Consider the following 16987-nt stretch of genomic DNA (forward strand, 5'->3'; position numbering starts at 1 on the left):
AATCGTCGAAAAGCGGCTCGGGTCAGAAGCGCAGAGCCAGGCGCAGGTCGGCGCTGCGCGGCGCGCTCGGCGTGGCCATGCCGAAGCTGTCGATCAGCGTCGGCCGCACCGCGTTCTCGAGATTGCGCACCCGCGCCAGGAGGCTCCAGCTGGCGTGCGCCGGCTGGTAGCGCAGGGTGGCGTCGGTCGTGGTATGCGCCGGGATCCGGTATTCCAGAGCGTTGCTCGGGATCGTGATCGCGTAATCGGCGCTGCGGCGCGAGAACACGCCGGCGTGCAGCTGTCCGTCCAGCGCATGGAAGCGGTGCTCGTAGCCCAGGGTGTAGACATGGCCCGGCGCCCGGTCCAGCTTGCGGCCGGCCCAGGACACGCCGACGTTCGGCCGGTAGACCGCGTAATGGGCGTCGAGGAAGGTGGCGCCGTAGCGCAGGCGGCCGTTGGCGCCGACCCGCAGCTCGCCGTCGAGCTCCAGGCCGCGCGAGCGGGCCTGGCCGGCATTGCCGGTCAGCAGGCGTGGCGCGCCCGAGACGATCGCATTGCTGCTCAGCTGCAGATTGGCGTAGTCGTAGTAGAAGGCGGCGGCATTGAAGCTGACCCGCCCGTCGAGCAGGCGCGACTTGAGACCGGCCTCCCAGGCGCGCAATTCCTCGGGCTGGTAATACAGGTAGTCCGGCGCGACCGCGGCCGCCGCCGGGCAGGTGACGCCGCCGATGTCGGCGCCGGCCACGCAGCCGTCGTTGAAGCCGCCGGCCTTGTAGCCGGTGGCCAGGCTGGCGTACAGCAGCGTACCCGGCGCCAGGTCGACGTCAAGGCCCAGGCGCCAGGTGGTGCGCGTGGTGGACAGCGCGGCGGCGTTCGGCAGGCGGCGGTCGGTGGCCGGATTGAACGCCGGTCCCTGCTGGAAATCGGTCGAGCCGACGCGGTCCTTGTCGTCGGCAGTGCGCCGCGCGCCGGCCGTCAGGCGCAGCGCGTCCAGCACGCGCCAGGTCAGCTGGCCAAAGACCGCGCGGCTGTGCGCCCGGGTGTGCAGCGGGAAGGCGTAGTACGGGGGCAGGCCGACGCGCCGCAGGCCCTGGAAGGCGTACGAGGTGTGCGAGTCTTCGCTGAAATAGTAGAGGCCGGCCTGCCCATCGAGCCGACCGCCGCCATGGGTGGCGATGCGCAGCTCGTGCGAATCCTGCGCGTTGTGGCCATCGTAGTCGTTGATCACGCCGAGGGCGAGCGTCGGGGCCACGCGGTAATGATAGTTCTGGCGGATTGCCTGGTCCAGCTTGCGGTGCGCGCCCAGGTAATGCACGGTCGCCGGACCCAGGTTCCAGCTCAGGTCGGCCGACAGGCCGCGCACGCGGCGGTCGTGCCAGCCCTGCGCCGGGGTCATGTTCGGCGGTCGGAAGCCGTTCGTCAGGCGCGCGTCGGTGGTGCTGTCGCGCCACACCGGCCGGCCGCTCGCCACGCCGTCGAAGAAGTTGGTGTCCGGCACGATGCGGTCGTTATTGCCCCCGGTCTCGCCGTAGTCGTAGCGCATCACCAGGGTGGCGTCGCGGTCGAACCTGATCCTGGCGCTCAGGCGCGCATCGCGTTCGTCGCGGTCCATGCCGGGACGGTGCGGCGTGCCCTGGCCGTTCTTCAGGAACGGGTCCTGGCGCAGCTGGCTGAGCGCGGCGCGCAGCGCCAGCGCGTCGTTGACGGGGACGTTGACGACGCCGTCGACCTTGCGCCGGCCGTAGGTGCCGGCCTCGAGGCCGAGCGCGCCTTCCAGGCGGTCGGTCGGGGCGTTCGAGATCACATTGACCAGGCCGGCGGTGGTGTTGCGTCCGTACAGCGTGCCCTGCGGGCCGCGCAGCACTTCGATGCGGTCGACGTCGAGCAGGTTGGCGCTCTGGCCGGCGGGGCGGGCGATGTAGACGCCGTCGAGCATGAAGGCGGCCGACGGATCGCCCTTGTCGGTGGTGTCGTTGTTGCCGATGCCGCGGATCGTCACGCGCAGGCCCGAAAAGGCCTGGTCGATGTGCACGTTCGGCAGGCGCGGGCCGAGGTCGGCCGGGCTGATGGCGCCGAGGTCGCGCAGCTGCTCGCCGCTGACGACGCTGACCGCGACCGGGGTGCGCGAGGCCAGCGATGCGGTGCGCTGGGCGGTGACCACGACTTCCGGCACGGCCGCGCCATCGTCCTGGCCAGGGGGAATCTGCTGGGCGTGGGCGACGCCGCCCACGAGTCCCGACACCGCCGCGACCAGCAGCTGCCGGGCTCGCCGGGCCTGAATTGCTTTCATGTAAATAAATCCCCGTCTGGACCGATACTTGCCCGCACTGGGCAAGATCACCTCGATTGTTCTGCTCGGGCAAATAAAATTGCGCCGTATTATGCGAGTCTGCGAGTCTAACAGCTCGTGACTACAGGCAATAGTCTATGGGGAAGTTATTGAACAAAATACGACGGAATGCAACGCCAGGCAATCTGGATCGTGGTTGAAACATTAAGGCGCTGTCACCGCTAGCTGTGGATGAGCACTGAACTGCTGAGCTGACCCGCGGTCCAATCCCGGTCGTCATCGATCGGGAGCGTACGATGAAAGCGCCACAGTTCGCGCAACTGTTCGCCCAGCTGCCAGAGCTAAACCAGCCTCAGCGCCAGAAGGTGCTCGCCGCCCTGCATCCGGCAGCCGGACTGGACCGGGTGATCGCCCTCATCGGCGAGATCCGGTCAACCGGGAGGCGCTGTCCGCACTGCGCCTGCCAGCGCTGCCACCGGCATGGCCAGGCCAACGGCCTGCAACGCTACCGCTGCTGCGCATGCGGCCGGACTTTCAACGACCTGACCGGCACGCCGCTGGCGCGGCTCAGGCTCAAGGGCAAGTGGCTCGCCTATCTGGAAACGGTGTTTGACTCCCGCTCGGTCCGCTCTGCGGCCAAGCGTGTCGGCGTGCACCGCAATACGGCCTTTCGCTGGCGTCATCGCTTTCTCGACCGGGTCAAGGACGACCGCCCGGCGCGTCTTTCAGGCATCGTCGAGGCCGACGAAATGTTCCTGCTCGAATCGCAAAAGGGATCACGCAAGCTCGATCGCCAGCCGCGCCAGCGCGGCGGCAAGGCCGCCCTGCGCGGAATCTCGCACCACCTCGACTGCATCCTGGTGGCGCGCGACCGCAGCGGCCAGACCATCGACGCCGTGACCGGACGCGGCGCGTTAAAATTGGCCCGGCTGGTCAGGCACCTGTTGCCGAAACTCGATCCCCAGGCGCTGCTGGTGACGGACGCCAACGCCGCCTATGCCCCCTTCGCCCGCGCCCACGGCGTCGCGCATCAAGCGGTCAATGTCAGTGCCGGCGAACGGGTGCGCAAGGGCGCCGAGGGCGCCATCCATGTTCAACATGTCAACGCCTATCACCGGCGCTTCAAGGAATGGCTGTCGCGCTTTCATGGCGTGGCGTCGCGCTGGCTGCCCAACTACCTGGGCTGGCATTGGGCGCTCGATGGCGGGCGAGTACCATCTATCGAGCAATTGCTGCGCATTGCATTCGGGGTCATCAACAGCTTATGGGTACAGCGCCAACATTAACGCGGTGCGCGGCGCGGTCTTGCGCAGGGTTCATCGCGCGGTCGGTCGCGGCAGCGCCGCCGACCGACCGCTGGCCCGGGTCAGGCCGCCAGGGCAGGGCGCATGGCCGGCGCCGCGCGACGGCCTGGCGCGGCGCTGGCCGCGCCGTGTTCGAGGCGGAAGGTGCCGACCACGGCCGACAGCTGTCCGGCCTGCTCGCGCATCGCATCGGCCGCCGCCGCGGCCTGTTCGACCAGGGCCGCGTTCTGCTGGGTCACGCGGTCCATCTCGACGATGGCGGTGTTGACCTGCTCGATGCCGGCGCTCTGTTCTTCACTGGCAGTGGCGATCTCGCCCATGATCGCGGTGACCTGCGCGATGCCCTGCACGATCTGCTCCATGGTCGCGCCGGCGCGGGCGACCTGCTGCGTGCCCTGCTGCACCTGGTTCACCGAGTCGTCGATCAGGCCCTTGATCTCCTTGGCCGCGGCGGCCGAGCGGTGGGCCAGGGTGCGCACCTCGCTGGCGACGACCGCGAAGCCGCGGCCTTGCTCGCCGGCGCGCGCCGCTTCCACCGCCGCGTTCAGGGCCAGGATATTGGTCTGGAAGGCGATGCCGTCGATGACGCCGATGATGTCGACGATGCGCTGCGATGCGGCGTCGATGCGGCCCATGGTACCGACCACCTCGTTCACCATGCGGCCGCCTTCGCCGGCCACGCCGGCGGCGCTGGCGGCCAGGCCGTTGGCGCGGCGCGCGTGCTCGGTGTTCTGGCGCACGGTGGTCGTGAGTTCTTCCATCGAGGCGGCGGTTTCTTCCAGCGAGCTGGCCTGCTGCTCGGTGCGGCTCGACAGGTCCTGGTTGCCGCTGGCGATCTCGCCGGACGCCTGCGCGATTGTTGCGGTGCCGTCGCGCACCTGGCCGACGATGGCCGCCAGATTGACGTTCATGCGCGACAGCGCCGCCATCAACTGGCCGACTTCGTCGCCGCGCTCGAGCACCTCGCGCTCGAAGCGGCTGGTCAGGTCGCCGCCGGCCACGCGTTCGGCGACTTCGACCGCCTGGCGCAGCGGCGCCGTGATCGAGCGGCTGATGAACCAGGCGCAGGCGGCGCCCAGCAGCAGGGCCGCGCCGCCCAGCGTGAACAGGATCACACGGGTGCTGGCGTAGGACGCCAGGATCGACCGGGCCACGCCATCGGTGGAGGCGATCTGCAGGGTGGCAAGCTTGTCGACGGCTGCCAGGTAGGACACGGTGCGCGGCGTCAGCTGCTCGCGGTAGATCTGGTCGAGCTGGGACTGGTCGCCTTCGCGCTTGGCCTGGAACAGGGCGTCGCGCGCGGCCATGTAGCCCAGCCGTTCTACCGTCACCAGCTTGAACTGCTCACGCACGTCGGGGTTGCGCAGCGACGCTTCGATTTCCTTCTGCAGCGCATTGGAGCGGGTGGTGATCGCCTGGCGGCGCGGGCCGATCACGTCGAGGATGCCGGCGTCGGCGCCGTAATAGACGGTTTCGTTGATGGAGCTGTTGATCTCGATGTTGCGGCGCCATTCGGCGACGCTGCGCTGGTTCTGCATGCTGCTGTTGACCATACGGTCGGTCAGGTCCGCCGCGGACTGCATGCGGGTCAGGGCCGTGGCGCTCATGGCGAGCAAGAGGATGAGAACGGTAGCGAAGCCAATGCCCAGGCGGGCGCCGATATTCAGTTTTTTCACGAGGGTGGTTTCCAGGCTGCTGTAATCTGCAGGAGGACCGCGGACGGCCGGACCGGACTGGCGCCGCGCAGGCTCCTGTGAGGAACGCCGCGGGCACCGCCGGATCGAGGCCCGAGTATAACTGGCAAATTCAGTAACTGGATTTCCAAGCGGCAAATTTTCAATATGTGGAGAATCCCATGTTGCAATTTAACGCGCCGGCCCGGCCGGCCGTGCGTCCCGACCGGCCAGCCTGCACCCTGCTCAAGCCGGCAGGGCGGCGCGCACCTGCTGCTGGCGCGGCGCGGTTCTGGCAGGTTCGCCCTGTCCAAGGCGGAAGGTGCCGACCACGGCCGACAGTTGCCCGGCCTGCTCGCGCATCGCATCGGCCGCCGCCGCGGCCTGTTCGACCAGGGCCGCGTTCTGCTGGGTCACGCGGTCCATCTCGACGATGGCCGTGTTGACCTGCTCGATGCCGGCGCTCTGCTCTTCGCTGGCGGCGGCGATCTCGCCCATGATCGCGGTGACCTGGGCGATGCCCTGCACGATCTGTTCCATGGTGGCGCCGGCGCGGGCGACCTGCTGCGTGCCCTGCTGCACCTGGTTCACCGAGTCGTCGATCAGGCCCTTGATTTCCTTGGCCGCGGCGGCCGAGCGGTGGGCCAGGGTGCGCACCTCGCCGGCGACGACCGCGAAGCCGCGGCCCTGCTCGCCGGCGCGCGCTGCTTCCACCGCCGCGTTCAGGGCCAGGATATTGGTCTGGAAGGCGATGCCGTCGATGACGCCGATGATGTCGACGATGCGCTGCGATGCGGCGTCGATGCGGCCCATGGTGCCGACCACCTCGTTCACCATGCGCCCGCCTTCGCCGGCCACGCCGGCAGCGCCGGCGGCCAGGCCGTTGGCGCGGCGCGCGTGCTCGGTGTTCTGGCGCACGGTGGTCGTGAGTTCTTCCATCGAGGCGGCGGTTTCTTCCAGCGAGCCGGCCTGCTGCTCGGTGCGGCGCGACAGGTCCTGGTTGCCGCTGGCGATCTCGCCCGAGGCCTGCGCGATTGCCGCGCTGCCGTCGCGCACCTGGCCGACGATCGCGGCCAGGTTGACGTTCATGCGACCCAGCGCTTCCATCAGCTGGGCCACCTCGTCGCGGCCGTGCGCCTCGACCCGGCTGCCAAGGTCGCCGTCGGCGACGCGCTCGGCCACCTCGACCGCCTGGCGCAGCGGCGCGGTGATCGAACGGGTGATGAACCAGGCGAAGGCGGCGCCAAGCGCGACCGCAGCCACGGCCAGCACCAGCAGGATGATGCGGGTCTCGGCATACGAAGTCAGGATGGTGGTGCCGACGCCGGCGGTGGCGGTGCTCTGGCGCGCGGCGAATTCCGTCAGCGCGTCCTCGAAGGCGCGGGCGCGTGGCACGAAGTCACGGTGATAGGCCTGCTCCAGGCGGACCGGGTCGCCCGCCAGCTTGGCCTCGAGCACGGCTTCGCGCGCGCCGTCATAGCCGGCGCGCAGTTCCTTGGCGCGGTCCAGGAAGACGCGCACCTTCTTGTTGAGCAGGTTGGCGTCGACGTCGGCCTGCAGGGCCTCGGCCTGGCGGATGGTCGCGCGCAGGCGCGGCGTGAGCTGCGCCACCACGCCGGCGTCGCCCCCATGGTAGACGGCGTCGATCATGGTGTCGCTCACCTCGATCGCCTTGCGCCATTCGGCCACCGTCAGCTGGTTCTTGGTGCTGGTATTGACGAGACGGTAAGTCAGGTCGCCCGCCGTCTGCATGCGGGTGAGGGCGGTGGCGGCCATGGCCAGCAGCAGGGCAAGGACGACGGCAAAGGCGAGCCCGAGTCGGGCGCCGATCTTCAGGTTTTTCACTGGATATTCTCTCTTGGTTGGCGGCGCGACCGCCGGCGTGCGTGCGCAAGGCAAGACGACAGCGGGGCCGGTACATAACAAGCATCAATCGAGATGCGATAACCGATAGTGTATCGCAATAATGAAATGGTGTTGCCTTGCAGCAAAATTCCCGAGCCGATCGGCCTGGATGCCATGCGCGCCCAGTCCTACAGCAGGCGAGGACGCCCGCCTATTGTCTTCAGGCGTGCAGCGGCTAGGATGGGCAACATGTTATTGAACATCGGGAGAATGCCATGGCGACGCAAGACGAAGGCAAGGACGTGAAGGGACGCAGCTGGGACCAGGTCACCGGGGGCACCACCAGCGCGGCAACCATGGGCGCCGGGGCGACCGGGGAAGTCGGCGCCAGCGCCGAGCGCAACGATCCGGCCCGGCGCCAGGGTGATGGTGCGATGCAGCAAGGCGGGCAAGGCAGTCAGGCCGGTCGCACCGACGACCTGCTGGCCGGCGGTTCGAACGACGAGCAGTCCGACGAGGGATTCCGGAGTGGCGCCAACCGCCAGTCGGGCATTGCTGGAAATTATCGGACTGAACGTCAAATTGAACATCGGACCGAGCGTCGGGCTGGGGCAGGCGCGGCCGATGCCGCCGACGACGAGTACGACCAGGGGACGGCGCGGCGCCAGCCTTAGCCGCCTGCACCCAGAAGGCGGTGGGCGCATAGCGCCGGTTTCAGCTGGCACTGCATGGCGCAGGAGCACCACAGCCGGTCCCGACCCGCCTGCGCGCACGCACACGCCGCAATTTTGATGACCGGCGGCAAGTTTGTGTCAGAATGTGGCGATGAATGACAAGTTTTCCAAACCGCCCGCGCTGACGCGCTCCTACCGCGGCCAATCGCAGGAGCAGCGTCGCGCCGAGCGCCGCCACCGCCTGATCGCGGGCGCCATCGCCGTCTACGGCGAGCGCGGCTATCACCAGGCCACGGTGAAGGCGGTGTGCGAAGCGGCCGGCCTGACCGAACGGTACTTCTACGAGTCGTTCGCCAACAGCGAAGCGCTGCTGATCGATTCTTACCATGCCGTCACGAATGCGGTACTGGCCGAGATCATGGCTGCGGGCGAAGCCGCCGGGCGCGGCCAGGCGGCGCGCGCGCGTGCGATGCTGCACGCGTATTTCACAGCCCTGCAGCGCGCGCCACAGTCGGCGCGCGTGTTCCTGGTCGAGATCCGGGGCGTGAGCCGCGCCGTGGACCAGGCGTTCGACGCTTCGTTGCGCGCCATCGGCCGCCAGGTCGCGCACGCGCTGGCCGCCGGGGCGGACGATGAGCTGCTGCAGGCGGGGGTGATCGGCGGTGTGATTCACATTGCCCTGCGCTGGATCGAAGACGGCTACCAGCCGCCGATCGAGCAGGCGGTCGAGGCGGCGCTGCGCCTGGGCGCGGCGCTGGTCGCGCCGCCGCGCACGTCCGCCCCACCGGGGTAGGCGGGTACGCCGGTCCGGCACAGGTGGGAAAGCCGCCCGGCATGGGCGGGAAAGCCACCCCCGGGGTGGCGCAGGTTCAGACGTGCAGGGCGTGGCCGAGCGCGCGCAGCGCGGCTTCCTGCACCGCCTCGCCCAGGGTCGGATGGGCGTGGATCGTGCGGGCGACGTCTTCCAGCTGGGCGCCCAGCTCGATCGACTGGGTAAAGCCCGCGGCCAGTTCCGACACCCCGACGCCGACCGCCTGCCAGCCGAGGATCAGGTGGTTGTCCTTGCGCGCGACCACGCGCACGAAACCATCCGTGCCCTCGATCGTCATTGCGCGGCCGTTGGCGCTGAACGGGAAGCTGGCCTGGATGGCGTCGATGCCGGCGGCCTGCGCCTCGGAGGGCGACATCCCCGCCACGACGATCTCGGGATCGGTGTAGCACACTGCGGGAATCGCCGAGGGCTGGAACCAGCGGCGCTTGCCGGCGATGATCTCGGCCACCATCTCGCCCTGGGCCATGGCGCGGTGGGCCAGCATCGGCTCGCCCGTGAGGTCGCCGATTGCCCACACATTGCGCATCGAGGTGCGGCACTGCTCGTCGACCTTGATCGCGCGGCCCGCCATGTCGAGCATCAGGTTCTCCAGGCCCCAGCCGGTGGTCGCGGGCCTGCGGCCGACCGCCACCAGCACCTTGTCGGCTTCCAGGTAGGCCTCGACGCCGGATGCGTCGCGCACTTTCACGCGCGCCGCGTCCACGCCGCTTTCCACTCCGTCTTCCATGCCCAGTACCTGCGTCGCCAGGCGCAGCTCGACGCCAAGCCGTTCGAGCGACCTGGCCACCGGTTTCACCAGGTCGGCGTCGTAGGCCGGCAGGATGCGGTCAGCCGCTTCGACCACCGTCACCTGACTGCCCAGCTTGCGGTAAGCCGTGCCCAGCTCCAGGCCGATGTAGCCGGCGCCGACCACCACCAGGCGGCGCGGCACGCTGTCTTGCGCCAGCGCCTCGGTCGACGAGATCACCGGGCCGCCATCGTGGCTGAACGGCATGAACGGCAGCTCGACGGGCTGCGAACCGCTGGCCAGCAGCAGGTGTTCGCAGCGGATGCGCAGCGTTTCCTGGCCATCGGCCTCGACTTCGACGGTCTTGCCGTCCAGGATCCGCGCCCAGCCGCGCACCACGCGCACGCCCTGTTTCTTGAGCAGGGAGCCGACGCCGCCGGTGAGGCGCTTGACGATGCCGTCCTTCCACGCCACGGTGCGCGCCAGGTCGATCCGCAGCGACTCGACGCTGATGCCGAGCGGCGACTCCTGGGCCGCATAGGTGGCGCCCTTGTGATACTCGTCGGCCGCGTGGATCAGCGCCTTCGACGGAATGCAGCCGATGTTCAGGCAGGTGCCGCCGGGGGTCGCGCCCTCGACCACGATGGCCGGGATCCCCAGCTGCCCGGCGCGGATGCCGGCCACGTAGCCGCCGGGGCCGCCGCCGATGATGAGCAAGGTGGTGTTGATCGTCTCCATCGGCTCACTCCACGAACAGGGTTGCGGGAAATTCGAGGTAGCCGCGGATCGCCTGCACGAACTGGGCCGCCACCATGCCGTCGATCACGCGGTGGTCGAACGAGGACGACAGGTTCATCATCTTGCGCGCCACCATGGCGCCATCCCTGATCACCGGACGGTCGACGATGCGGTTGACGCCGACGATGGCGACTTCCGGGCGGTTGATCACCGGCGTGGTGACGATGCCGCCCAGCGCGCCGAGGCTGGTGATCGTGATGGTGGAGCCGGTGAGCTCCTCGCGCGTGGCGCGGCCAGCGCGCGCGGCCTCGGCCAGGCGCGCGATCTCGGTCGCGCTCGACCACGGGTCGCGCGATTCGGCATGGCGCACCACCGGCACCATCAGGCCGTGCTCGGTCTGGGCCGCGATGCCGATGTGGGCCGCGTCGTAGGTGGTGAGCAGGTTGTGCTGGTCGTCGTAGCGCGCGCTCATCATCGGAAACTCGCGCAGGGCCAGCACCACGGCGCGCATCAGGAGCGGCAGCAGGGTCAGCTTGCCGCGCTCGGCGCCGTAGCGCGCGTTGAGCTGCAGGCGCAGCGCTTCCAGTTCGGTGACGTCGACTTCTTCGACATAGGTGAAGTGCGGGATGTTGCGCTTGGCTTCCTGCATCTTCTCGGCGATCTTGCGGCGCAGGCCGATCACCTGGGTCGCGTGTTCGCCATGCTGCTCGGCATAGCGCTCGTCAGGGCCGCCATTGGCCGCGCCGCCGCGGCGACCCGCCACGTGGGCGTCGAGGTCGGCGTGGGTGATGCGGCCCGCCGGGCCGCTGCCGGCCACGAACTGCAACTCGATGCCCAGGTCCCAGGCGCGCTGGCGCACGGCTGGCGCCGCCAGGGGCTTGTCGCCTTCGGCGCGCAGCTGGGGCGCGCCCCTGGACGCCAAGGCCGGACGTGCGCTCGGCGCCGGCCTGGAGGTCGGGGCCGGCGCAGGGGCTGGAGAAGGGGCTGCAGAAGGGGCTGCAGAAGCGGCCGGCGCCGCTGAGTCGCCGGCCGCGCCGCCCGCGACGGCCTCGAGCTGCGGTTCGGCCACTTCCTCGGCCGGCGCGGCGGCGGCGGCCGTCCTGACCGGTTCCTGGCTGGCCTTGGGCCCGCCGTGGTCCTTCAGGTTGCCGGCGCCTTCGACGTCGAGGCGGATCAGTTCGGCGCCCACGGCCAGCGACTGGCCGATCGCGCCGCCCAGGCTGGCGATGGTGCCCGCGACCGGCGACGGGATCTCGACCGTCGCCTTGTCGGTCATGACGTCGGCCAGCACCTGGTCTTCCCTGACCACATCGCCCGGCTGCACGTGCCAGGCCACCACTTCGACTTCGGCGATGCCTTCGCCGAGGTCGGGCATCTTGATGACGTGAATACCCATTGCCTCAACCCTCCATCACGCGTTTCAGGGCCGCGCCGACGCGGTCGGGCCCCGGGAAATAAGCCCATTCCTGCGCATGCGGATACGGGGTGTCCCAGCCGGCGACGCGCCCGATCGGCGCCTCCAGCTGGTAGAAGCAGTGCTCTTGCACCAGCGCCGCCAGTTCGGCGCCGAAGCCGCTGGTCTGCGTCGCTTCGTGCACGATCACGCAGCGGCCGGTCTTCTTGACCGAGTCGACGATGGTGTCGAGGTCGAGCGGCCAGATGCTGCGCAGGTCGATCACCTCGGCGTCGACGCCGGACTCGCGCGCCGCCGCCTCGGCGACCCAGACCATGGTGCCGTAGGCCAGCACGGTGACGTCGTTGCCGGGGCGGACGATCGCCGCCTTGTCGAGGTCGACGGTGTAGTAGCCGGGCGGGACTTCGCCCTTCGGATGGCCGGACCAGGGCACGACCGGCCGGTCGTGGTGGCCGTCGAACGGGCCGTTGTAGAGACGCTTGGGCTCCAGGAAGATCACCGGATCGTCGTTCTCGATCGAGGCGATCAGGAGACCCTTGGCGTCGTACGGGTTCGACGGCATCACGGTGCGCAGGCCGCACACGTGGGTGAAGAAGGCTTCGGGGCTCTGGCTGTGGGTCTGGCCGCCATAGATGCCGCCGCCGCAGGGCATGCGGATCACCATCGAGGCGGTGAATTCGCCGGCCGAGCGGTAGCGCAGGCGCGCCGCCTCGGACACGATCTGGTCGGTGGCCGGATAAAAATAGTCGGCGAACTGGATCTCGACCACGGGGCGCAGGCCATAGGCGGCCATGCCGACCGCGGTGCCGACGATGCCGCCTTCCGAGATCGGCGCGTCGAACACGCGCGACTTGCCGTACTTCGCCTGCAGCCCGTCGGTGACGCGGAACACGCCGCCGAAGTAGCCGACGTCCTGGCCGTACACCACGACGTTGCCGTCGCGTTCCATCATCACGTCCATGGCCGAGCGCAGCGCCTGGATCATGGTCATCGGCATCGTCTGTGGCAGATTCGCCGTTTCTTTCGGTTGATCGTCTCGTGCCATCTTCATACTCCCAGCTGCTGACGCTGACGGCGCAGGTGCTCCGGCATGTCCTTGTAGACGTCCTCGAACATGGTCGCGGCGCTCGGCGCGCGCTCGTCGCCCAGGGTGCCGTAGCTCTCGGCTTCCTTCTGCGCGGCCAGCACTTCGGCCTCGAGTTCGGCCTGCACGGCTTCGTGCTCGGCGTCCGACCACCAGCCCAGGTTGGTCAGGTACTGGCGCAGGCGGGCGATCGGGTCGCCCAGCGGGAAGCGGGCGTAGTCGTCGGCCGGGCGGTAGCGCGAAGGATCGTCCGAGGTCGAGTGCGGGCCGGCGCGGTAGGTGACCCATTCGATCAGGGTGGGGCCGAGATTGCTGCGCGCCCGCTCGGCGGCCCAGCGCGAGACCGCCAGCACGGCCAGGAAGTCGTTGCCGTCCACACGCAGCGAGGCGATGCCGCTGCCGATGCCGCGCGTGGCGAAGGTCACGCTCTCGCCGCCGGCGATCGCCTGGAAGCTCGAGATCGCCCACTGGTTGTTGACCACGTTGAGGATGACCGGCGCGCGGTACACATGGGCAAAGGTGAGGGCGGTCGAGAAATCGGATTCCGCGGTGGCGCCGTCGCCGATCCAGGCCGAGGCGATTTTTGTGTCGCCCTTGATGGCGGACGCCATCGCCCAGCCCACCGCTTGCGGGTACTGGGTGGCGAGGTTGCCGGAAATGGTGAAGAAGCCGGCCTGGCGCACCGAGTACATCACGGGCAGCTGGCGGCCCTTGAGAGGATCGCGCTCGTTGGACAGCAGCTGGCAGATCATGTCGACCATGGGCACCTGGCGCGCCATCAGGAGGCTTTGCTGGCGGTAGGTGGGGAAATTCATGTCGCCGTCCTGCAGCGCGAGGGCGTGGGCGGTGCCGATCGCTTCCTCGCCGAGCGAGATCATGTAGAACGACATCTTCTTCTGGCGCTGGGCGATCACCATGCGCGCATCGAACACGCGGGTCTTCATCATGGTGCGCAGGCCAAAGCGCAGCAGCTCGCGGTCGGGCTCCTCGGCCCACGGGCCGACGGCGTTGCCGTGCTCGTCGAGCACGCGGATCAGTTGCTGGGCGATGTCGCTGGTCTCCAACGGCGCGACATCGATCGGTGGACGCCGGACCGAACCGGCAGCGCTCACCTGGAGAAACGAAAAATCGGTCTTGCAGCCCGGGCGGCCGGTAGGCTCCGGTACGTGCAGCGACAGAGGTTTGCTCTGGCTCATAGATATGCTTTCCCTTTTGAGGTGTTTTGCAGCAAGAGGCATCATAGACCCTTAGTTGACGTTTACGTCAACTGCGCGTAACTATTTTCATATTGCTGTGCAGCATAGGCGGGCGCCGCGCCGTGCCCGCACTTCGCCGTTGGGCGCGAAACGCCCGGACTGGCGCGCCCGCGGCAAGCCATGCGCCATGGGTGCGCCGCACACCGCGGGCTCAGCGGCGACGATAGCGCATCGGGGCAGCGCGCTTGTTGGGCAGGGCTAAGTGAATGGATGAACGACCGGCCCTGAACCGCGTTTACCTGCGCTCGTCGCACGATGTTGCGTTTCGTCGCAAACCGCGTGTCGTCCAGCCCGCGCGGTGCGAGGATGCGTTCCATGACTAATGAGGTATCTGGCAACGTCCTGGAGCGCGCATGCATCAATGTCCCCGGTCTTTCATGTCCCTGGCGCGCGCAGGTCTGGCGGCGTGCCTGCTGCTGTGCGCGGACATGGCGGCTGCGGGCGGCGGCCCGGAGCGGATCACGGCAGCGCAATTTCGCGAAGATGTCGCCTTCGTGCGCGCCATGATTGCCCGCATGCACCCCGACCCGGCATTTTCGACCGACGCGCCCGCCATGCACGTTGCACTGGACCGGATCGCGCAAGGGGGGCACGGGTTGCCGCCCACGCTCACGCGCGACGAAGCCTGGCGACGCCTGGCGTCGGTCAACGCGCTGCTGGCAGACGGGCATTTCTTTATTGGCTATCCGGACTGGCGCCAGGAAACGCGCGCCTGGCTGGCGGCGGGCGGCAGCCTGTTTCCGTTCGAAGTGAGCGTCGATCCGGATGGGGCGCCGTCGCTGTTTGCCGAGGCCGACGCCGGGCCGGCCCGGGTCCTGTCCGTCAATGGCGTGGCCGCGAAGGAACTCGTGACGACGCTGTCGTCGATGGTGCACGGCGATACGCCGCGCTTCCGGGCGAACCTGCTGGGCCAGCGCTGGTGGTGGTACTACTGGAAGATGTTCGGCGCGCCCGATACCTACGAACTGGAGCTGGAACAGGAAGGTGTGCGGCGCACGGTCGCCATTCCCGCCCGACGCAGGCTGCCGCGCATCCTGGCGCAGGAGGCGCGGCGGGCTTTCGACCTGGCCATCGGCCCGGACCGCCGCGCGGTGCTGACGGTCGACACCTTCAGCCTGCCCGATCCCGCGCTATTCATGGCGTTTACGCGCGAGGCCTTCGCCCGGATGCGCGCGCAGGGCGTGACCAGCCTGGTGATCGACATCAGCAGGAACGGTGGGGGCGACGACGCGGTCTGGATCGATGGCCTGATGCCCTATCTGGCCACGCGGCCGTACCGGACCGGCTCCACCTACCGCGGGTTGGCGCGCGCCCCGGCGGGTTCCCCCGCCCAGCCCATGCGCGGCGAGATCGCGACCTGGCGCCAACCTCAGCCCGCCAATCCCCTGCGTTTCCAGGGCCGGACCGAGGTCCGGATCGGTCCCGGCACCTATTCGTCGGCCGTCCTGTTCGCCAACGTCATGCGCGATTTCGGTTTCGCCACGCTGGTGGGCGCCGGCGGCGCCGCCCGCCAGACCCAGTCCGGTGGCGTGCGCGACGCCAGACTGCCGCATTCCGGCCTCGCGATCACGCTACCGCGTTTCATCCTGGCCCCCCCGGCCGGGGGCCGGCCGGGCGCACTGCTCGAGACGACCGGCCCCGTGCGCCATTAAAGGCGGCCCGCGGTCGTCGCTGCCTGAGCCGCCCGGGCCGCCGCTCGCCGCTCGCGCAGCCAGTAGCCGCAGCCCAGCACCGCCAGCCACACCGGAATCAGGAGCACCGAGATGCGCAGGCCCGGCGTCAGCAGCATCACGAGCAGGAGCAGCGCGACGAAGCCCAGGCACACGTAGTTCGACAGCGGGAACCACGGACTGCGAAAGCTCGCGCGCTCCCCCCGGCTGTCCTTGTAGCGGCGAAAGCGCAGGTGGCTCCACGAGATCATCGCCCAGTTGAGCACCAGGGCGGCCGTGGCCAGGGCCATGACCATGCCCAGCGCCTCGCGCGGCAGGAAATAATTGATCGCGATCGCCGATCCGGTGGCCAGCGCCGACACGCCCAGGGCCACCAGCGGCACGCCGCGCCGGTTGGTGTATTTGAACGAGGCCGGCGCATTGCCCTGTTCGGCCAGGCCGAACAGCATGCGGCTGTTGGCATACACGCAGCCGTTATACACCGACAGCGCGGCGGTCAGCACGACCAGGTTGAGGACGTTGGCGACCCAGCCACTGTCGAGCGCCTGGAAGATCAGCACGAAGGGGCTGCCGCCCGTCACCACTTTCTGCCACGGATACAGCATCAGGAGCACGGCCAGCGCGCCGATGTAGAAGATCAGGATCCGGTACAAGGCGTTGTTGGTGGCGCGCGGGATCGTGCGCGCCGGATCGTCCGCCTCGGCGGCGGTGATGCCGATCAGTTCCAGGCCACCGAACGAGAACATGATCACCGCCATCGCCATCGCGAGGCCGGCCACGCCGTGCGGGAAGAAGCCGCCGTGCCGCCACAGATTGGCCACGCCCGCCTCGGGACCGGCGCCGCCACCCACCAGCAGGTACACCCCGAACACGATCATGCCGACCACCGCGACCACCTTGATCACGGCGAACCAGAATTCCATTTCGCCGAACGCCTTCACGTTGAGCAGGCTGATGGCGTTGACCAGCATGAAGAAGCCGAGCGCCGAGACCCAGGTCGGCAGGTCAGGGAACCAGTACTGCATGTAGATGCCGAGCGCGGTCAGCTCGGCCAGGCTGACCAGGATGTACATGACCCAGTAGTTCCAGCCCGAGACGAAGCCGGCCCAGCGCCCGCAATACTTGTCGGCGAAGTGGCTGAACGAGCCGGCCACCGGTTCCTCGACGATCATCTCGCCGAGCTGGCGCATGATCAGGAAGGCCACCGCGCCGGCGATCGCATAGCCCAGCAGCACCGAGGGGCCGGCCATCTGGATGGTCGAGGCGATGCCGAGGAAGAGGCCGGTGCCGATGGCGCCGCCAAGCGCGATCAGCTGGATGTGGCGGTTCTTCAGCCCGCGCTTGAGTTCGTTGTGCCCGTCGGCCATGGTCCGTCTCTTGGTCTTGCCAGAAAGACAGGGATTCTACTGCATCCTCCGGGCCAGGCAAACCTGCGCCGCCAAGTCGAGGCTCGCGCTATGCTGGGGCTGACGGCAAGCCGCCGACGACTACCGAGGAG

12 protein-coding genes are annotated in these 16987 nt (G+C 68.9%); 4 read left to right on the plus strand and 8 right to left on the minus strand.

What is annotated here, in order from left to right; translation table 11 throughout:
- Positions 1-22: 22 nt before the first annotated feature.
- Positions 23-2272, minus strand: coding sequence for a TonB-dependent receptor (locus ACZ9AQ_RS05915; RefSeq protein WP_429202006.1), 2250 nt, complete (start codon positions 2270-2272; stop codon positions 23-25).
- A 296-nt stretch (positions 2273-2568) separates the two neighbouring features.
- Between ACZ9AQ_RS05915 and ACZ9AQ_RS05920 the strand changes: the two genes are divergently transcribed.
- Positions 2569-3558, plus strand: coding sequence for an IS1595 family transposase (locus tag ACZ9AQ_RS05920; RefSeq protein WP_429202005.1), 990 nt, complete (start codon positions 2569-2571; stop codon positions 3556-3558).
- Between the two features lie 80 nt (positions 3559-3638).
- Here ACZ9AQ_RS05920 and ACZ9AQ_RS05925 read toward each other — a convergent pair whose 3' ends face one another.
- Positions 3639-5252, minus strand: coding sequence for a methyl-accepting chemotaxis protein (locus tag ACZ9AQ_RS05925; protein WP_429202003.1), 1614 nt, complete (start codon positions 5250-5252; stop codon positions 3639-3641).
- Positions 5253-5495: 243 nt separating this feature from the next.
- Positions 5496-7094, minus strand: coding sequence for a methyl-accepting chemotaxis protein (locus tag ACZ9AQ_RS05930; protein WP_429202001.1), 1599 nt, complete (start codon positions 7092-7094; stop codon positions 5496-5498).
- 275 nt (positions 7095-7369) lie between these two features.
- Between ACZ9AQ_RS05930 and ACZ9AQ_RS05935 the strand changes: the two genes are divergently transcribed.
- Together ACZ9AQ_RS05935 and ACZ9AQ_RS05940 are read left to right on the plus strand one after the other, a co-directional pair.
- Complete coding sequence (locus ACZ9AQ_RS05935; RefSeq protein WP_429201999.1) at positions 7370-7768, plus strand: hypothetical protein; 399 nt, start codon at positions 7370-7372, stop codon at positions 7766-7768.
- Between the two features lie 151 nt (positions 7769-7919).
- On the plus strand, positions 7920-8561 hold the full coding sequence (locus ACZ9AQ_RS05940; protein ID WP_429201997.1) for a TetR/AcrR family transcriptional regulator: 642 nt from the start codon (positions 7920-7922) through the stop codon (positions 8559-8561).
- A gap of 76 nt (positions 8562-8637) precedes the next feature.
- Here the strand turns inward: ACZ9AQ_RS05940 and lpdA are convergent, their stop codons facing one another.
- Genes lpdA through ACZ9AQ_RS05960 form a run of 4 tightly spaced genes read right to left on the minus strand, consistent with a single transcriptional unit; the run spans position 8638 to position 13759 of the window.
- Positions 8638-10065 carry a dihydrolipoyl dehydrogenase gene (gene lpdA, locus ACZ9AQ_RS05945; protein ID WP_429201995.1) on the minus strand — a complete coding sequence of 476 codons (1428 nt, stop codon included), beginning with the start codon at positions 10063-10065 and terminating at the stop codon, positions 8638-8640.
- A gap of 4 nt (positions 10066-10069) precedes the next feature.
- Entirely contained in the window at positions 10070-11461 is a 1392-nt protein-coding gene (locus tag ACZ9AQ_RS05950; protein WP_429201993.1) for a dihydrolipoamide acetyltransferase family protein, read from the minus strand.
- Positions 11462-11465: 4 nt separating this feature from the next.
- Positions 11466-12476, minus strand: coding sequence for an alpha-ketoacid dehydrogenase subunit beta (locus tag ACZ9AQ_RS05955; RefSeq protein WP_429202829.1), 1011 nt, complete (start codon positions 12474-12476; stop codon positions 11466-11468).
- 50 nt (positions 12477-12526) lie between these two features.
- Positions 12527-13759, minus strand: a complete 1233-nt coding sequence (locus ACZ9AQ_RS05960) for a 3-methyl-2-oxobutanoate dehydrogenase (2-methylpropanoyl-transferring) subunit alpha (protein WP_429201991.1) — start codon at positions 13757-13759, stop codon at positions 12527-12529.
- A gap of 413 nt (positions 13760-14172) precedes the next feature.
- On the opposite strand from ACZ9AQ_RS05960, the gene ACZ9AQ_RS05965 reads away from it, so the two are divergent.
- Positions 14173-15471 carry a S41 family peptidase gene (locus tag ACZ9AQ_RS05965; RefSeq protein ID WP_429201990.1) on the plus strand — a complete coding sequence of 433 codons (1299 nt, stop codon included), beginning with the start codon at positions 14173-14175 and terminating at the stop codon, positions 15469-15471.
- Here ACZ9AQ_RS05965 and ACZ9AQ_RS05970 read toward each other — a convergent pair.
- Complete coding sequence (locus ACZ9AQ_RS05970; protein WP_429201989.1) at positions 15468-16856, minus strand: amino acid permease; 1389 nt, start codon at positions 16854-16856, stop codon at positions 15468-15470. The genes ACZ9AQ_RS05965 and ACZ9AQ_RS05970 overlap by 4 nt on opposite strands.
- Positions 16857-16987 lie beyond the last annotated feature (131 nt).

This window comes from Massilia sp. UYP34, from assembly GCF_056279385.1.

Bases quoted from the DNA above. Each gene is read 5' to 3' on its own strand.
- ACZ9AQ_RS05915 (WP_429202006.1), bottom strand. From the start codon at position 2,272: ATGAAAGCAATTCAGGCCCGGCGAGCCCGGCAGCTGCTGGTCGCGGCG.
- ACZ9AQ_RS05965 (WP_429201990.1), top strand. From the start codon at position 14,173: ATGCATCAATGTCCCCGGTCTTTCATGTCCCTGGCGCGCGCAGGTCTG.
- ACZ9AQ_RS05935 (WP_429201999.1), top strand. From the start codon at position 7,370: ATGGCGACGCAAGACGAAGGCAAGGACGTGAAGGGACGCAGCTGGGAC.
- ACZ9AQ_RS05940 (WP_429201997.1), top strand. From the start codon at position 7,920: ATGAATGACAAGTTTTCCAAACCGCCCGCGCTGACGCGCTCCTACCGC.
- ACZ9AQ_RS05950 (WP_429201993.1), bottom strand. From the start codon at position 11,461: ATGGGTATTCACGTCATCAAGATGCCCGACCTCGGCGAAGGCATCGCC.
- ACZ9AQ_RS05970 (WP_429201989.1), bottom strand. From the start codon at position 16,856: ATGGCCGACGGGCACAACGAACTCAAGCGCGGGCTGAAGAACCGCCAC.
- lpdA (WP_429201995.1), bottom strand. From the start codon at position 10,065: ATGGAGACGATCAACACCACCTTGCTCATCATCGGCGGCGGCCCCGGC.
- ACZ9AQ_RS05955 (WP_429202829.1), bottom strand. From the start codon at position 12,476: ATGCCGATGACCATGATCCAGGCGCTGCGCTCGGCCATGGACGTGATG.
- ACZ9AQ_RS05960 (WP_429201991.1), bottom strand. From the start codon at position 13,759: ATGAGCCAGAGCAAACCTCTGTCGCTGCACGTACCGGAGCCTACCGGC.
- ACZ9AQ_RS05920 (WP_429202005.1), top strand. From the start codon at position 2,569: ATGAAAGCGCCACAGTTCGCGCAACTGTTCGCCCAGCTGCCAGAGCTA.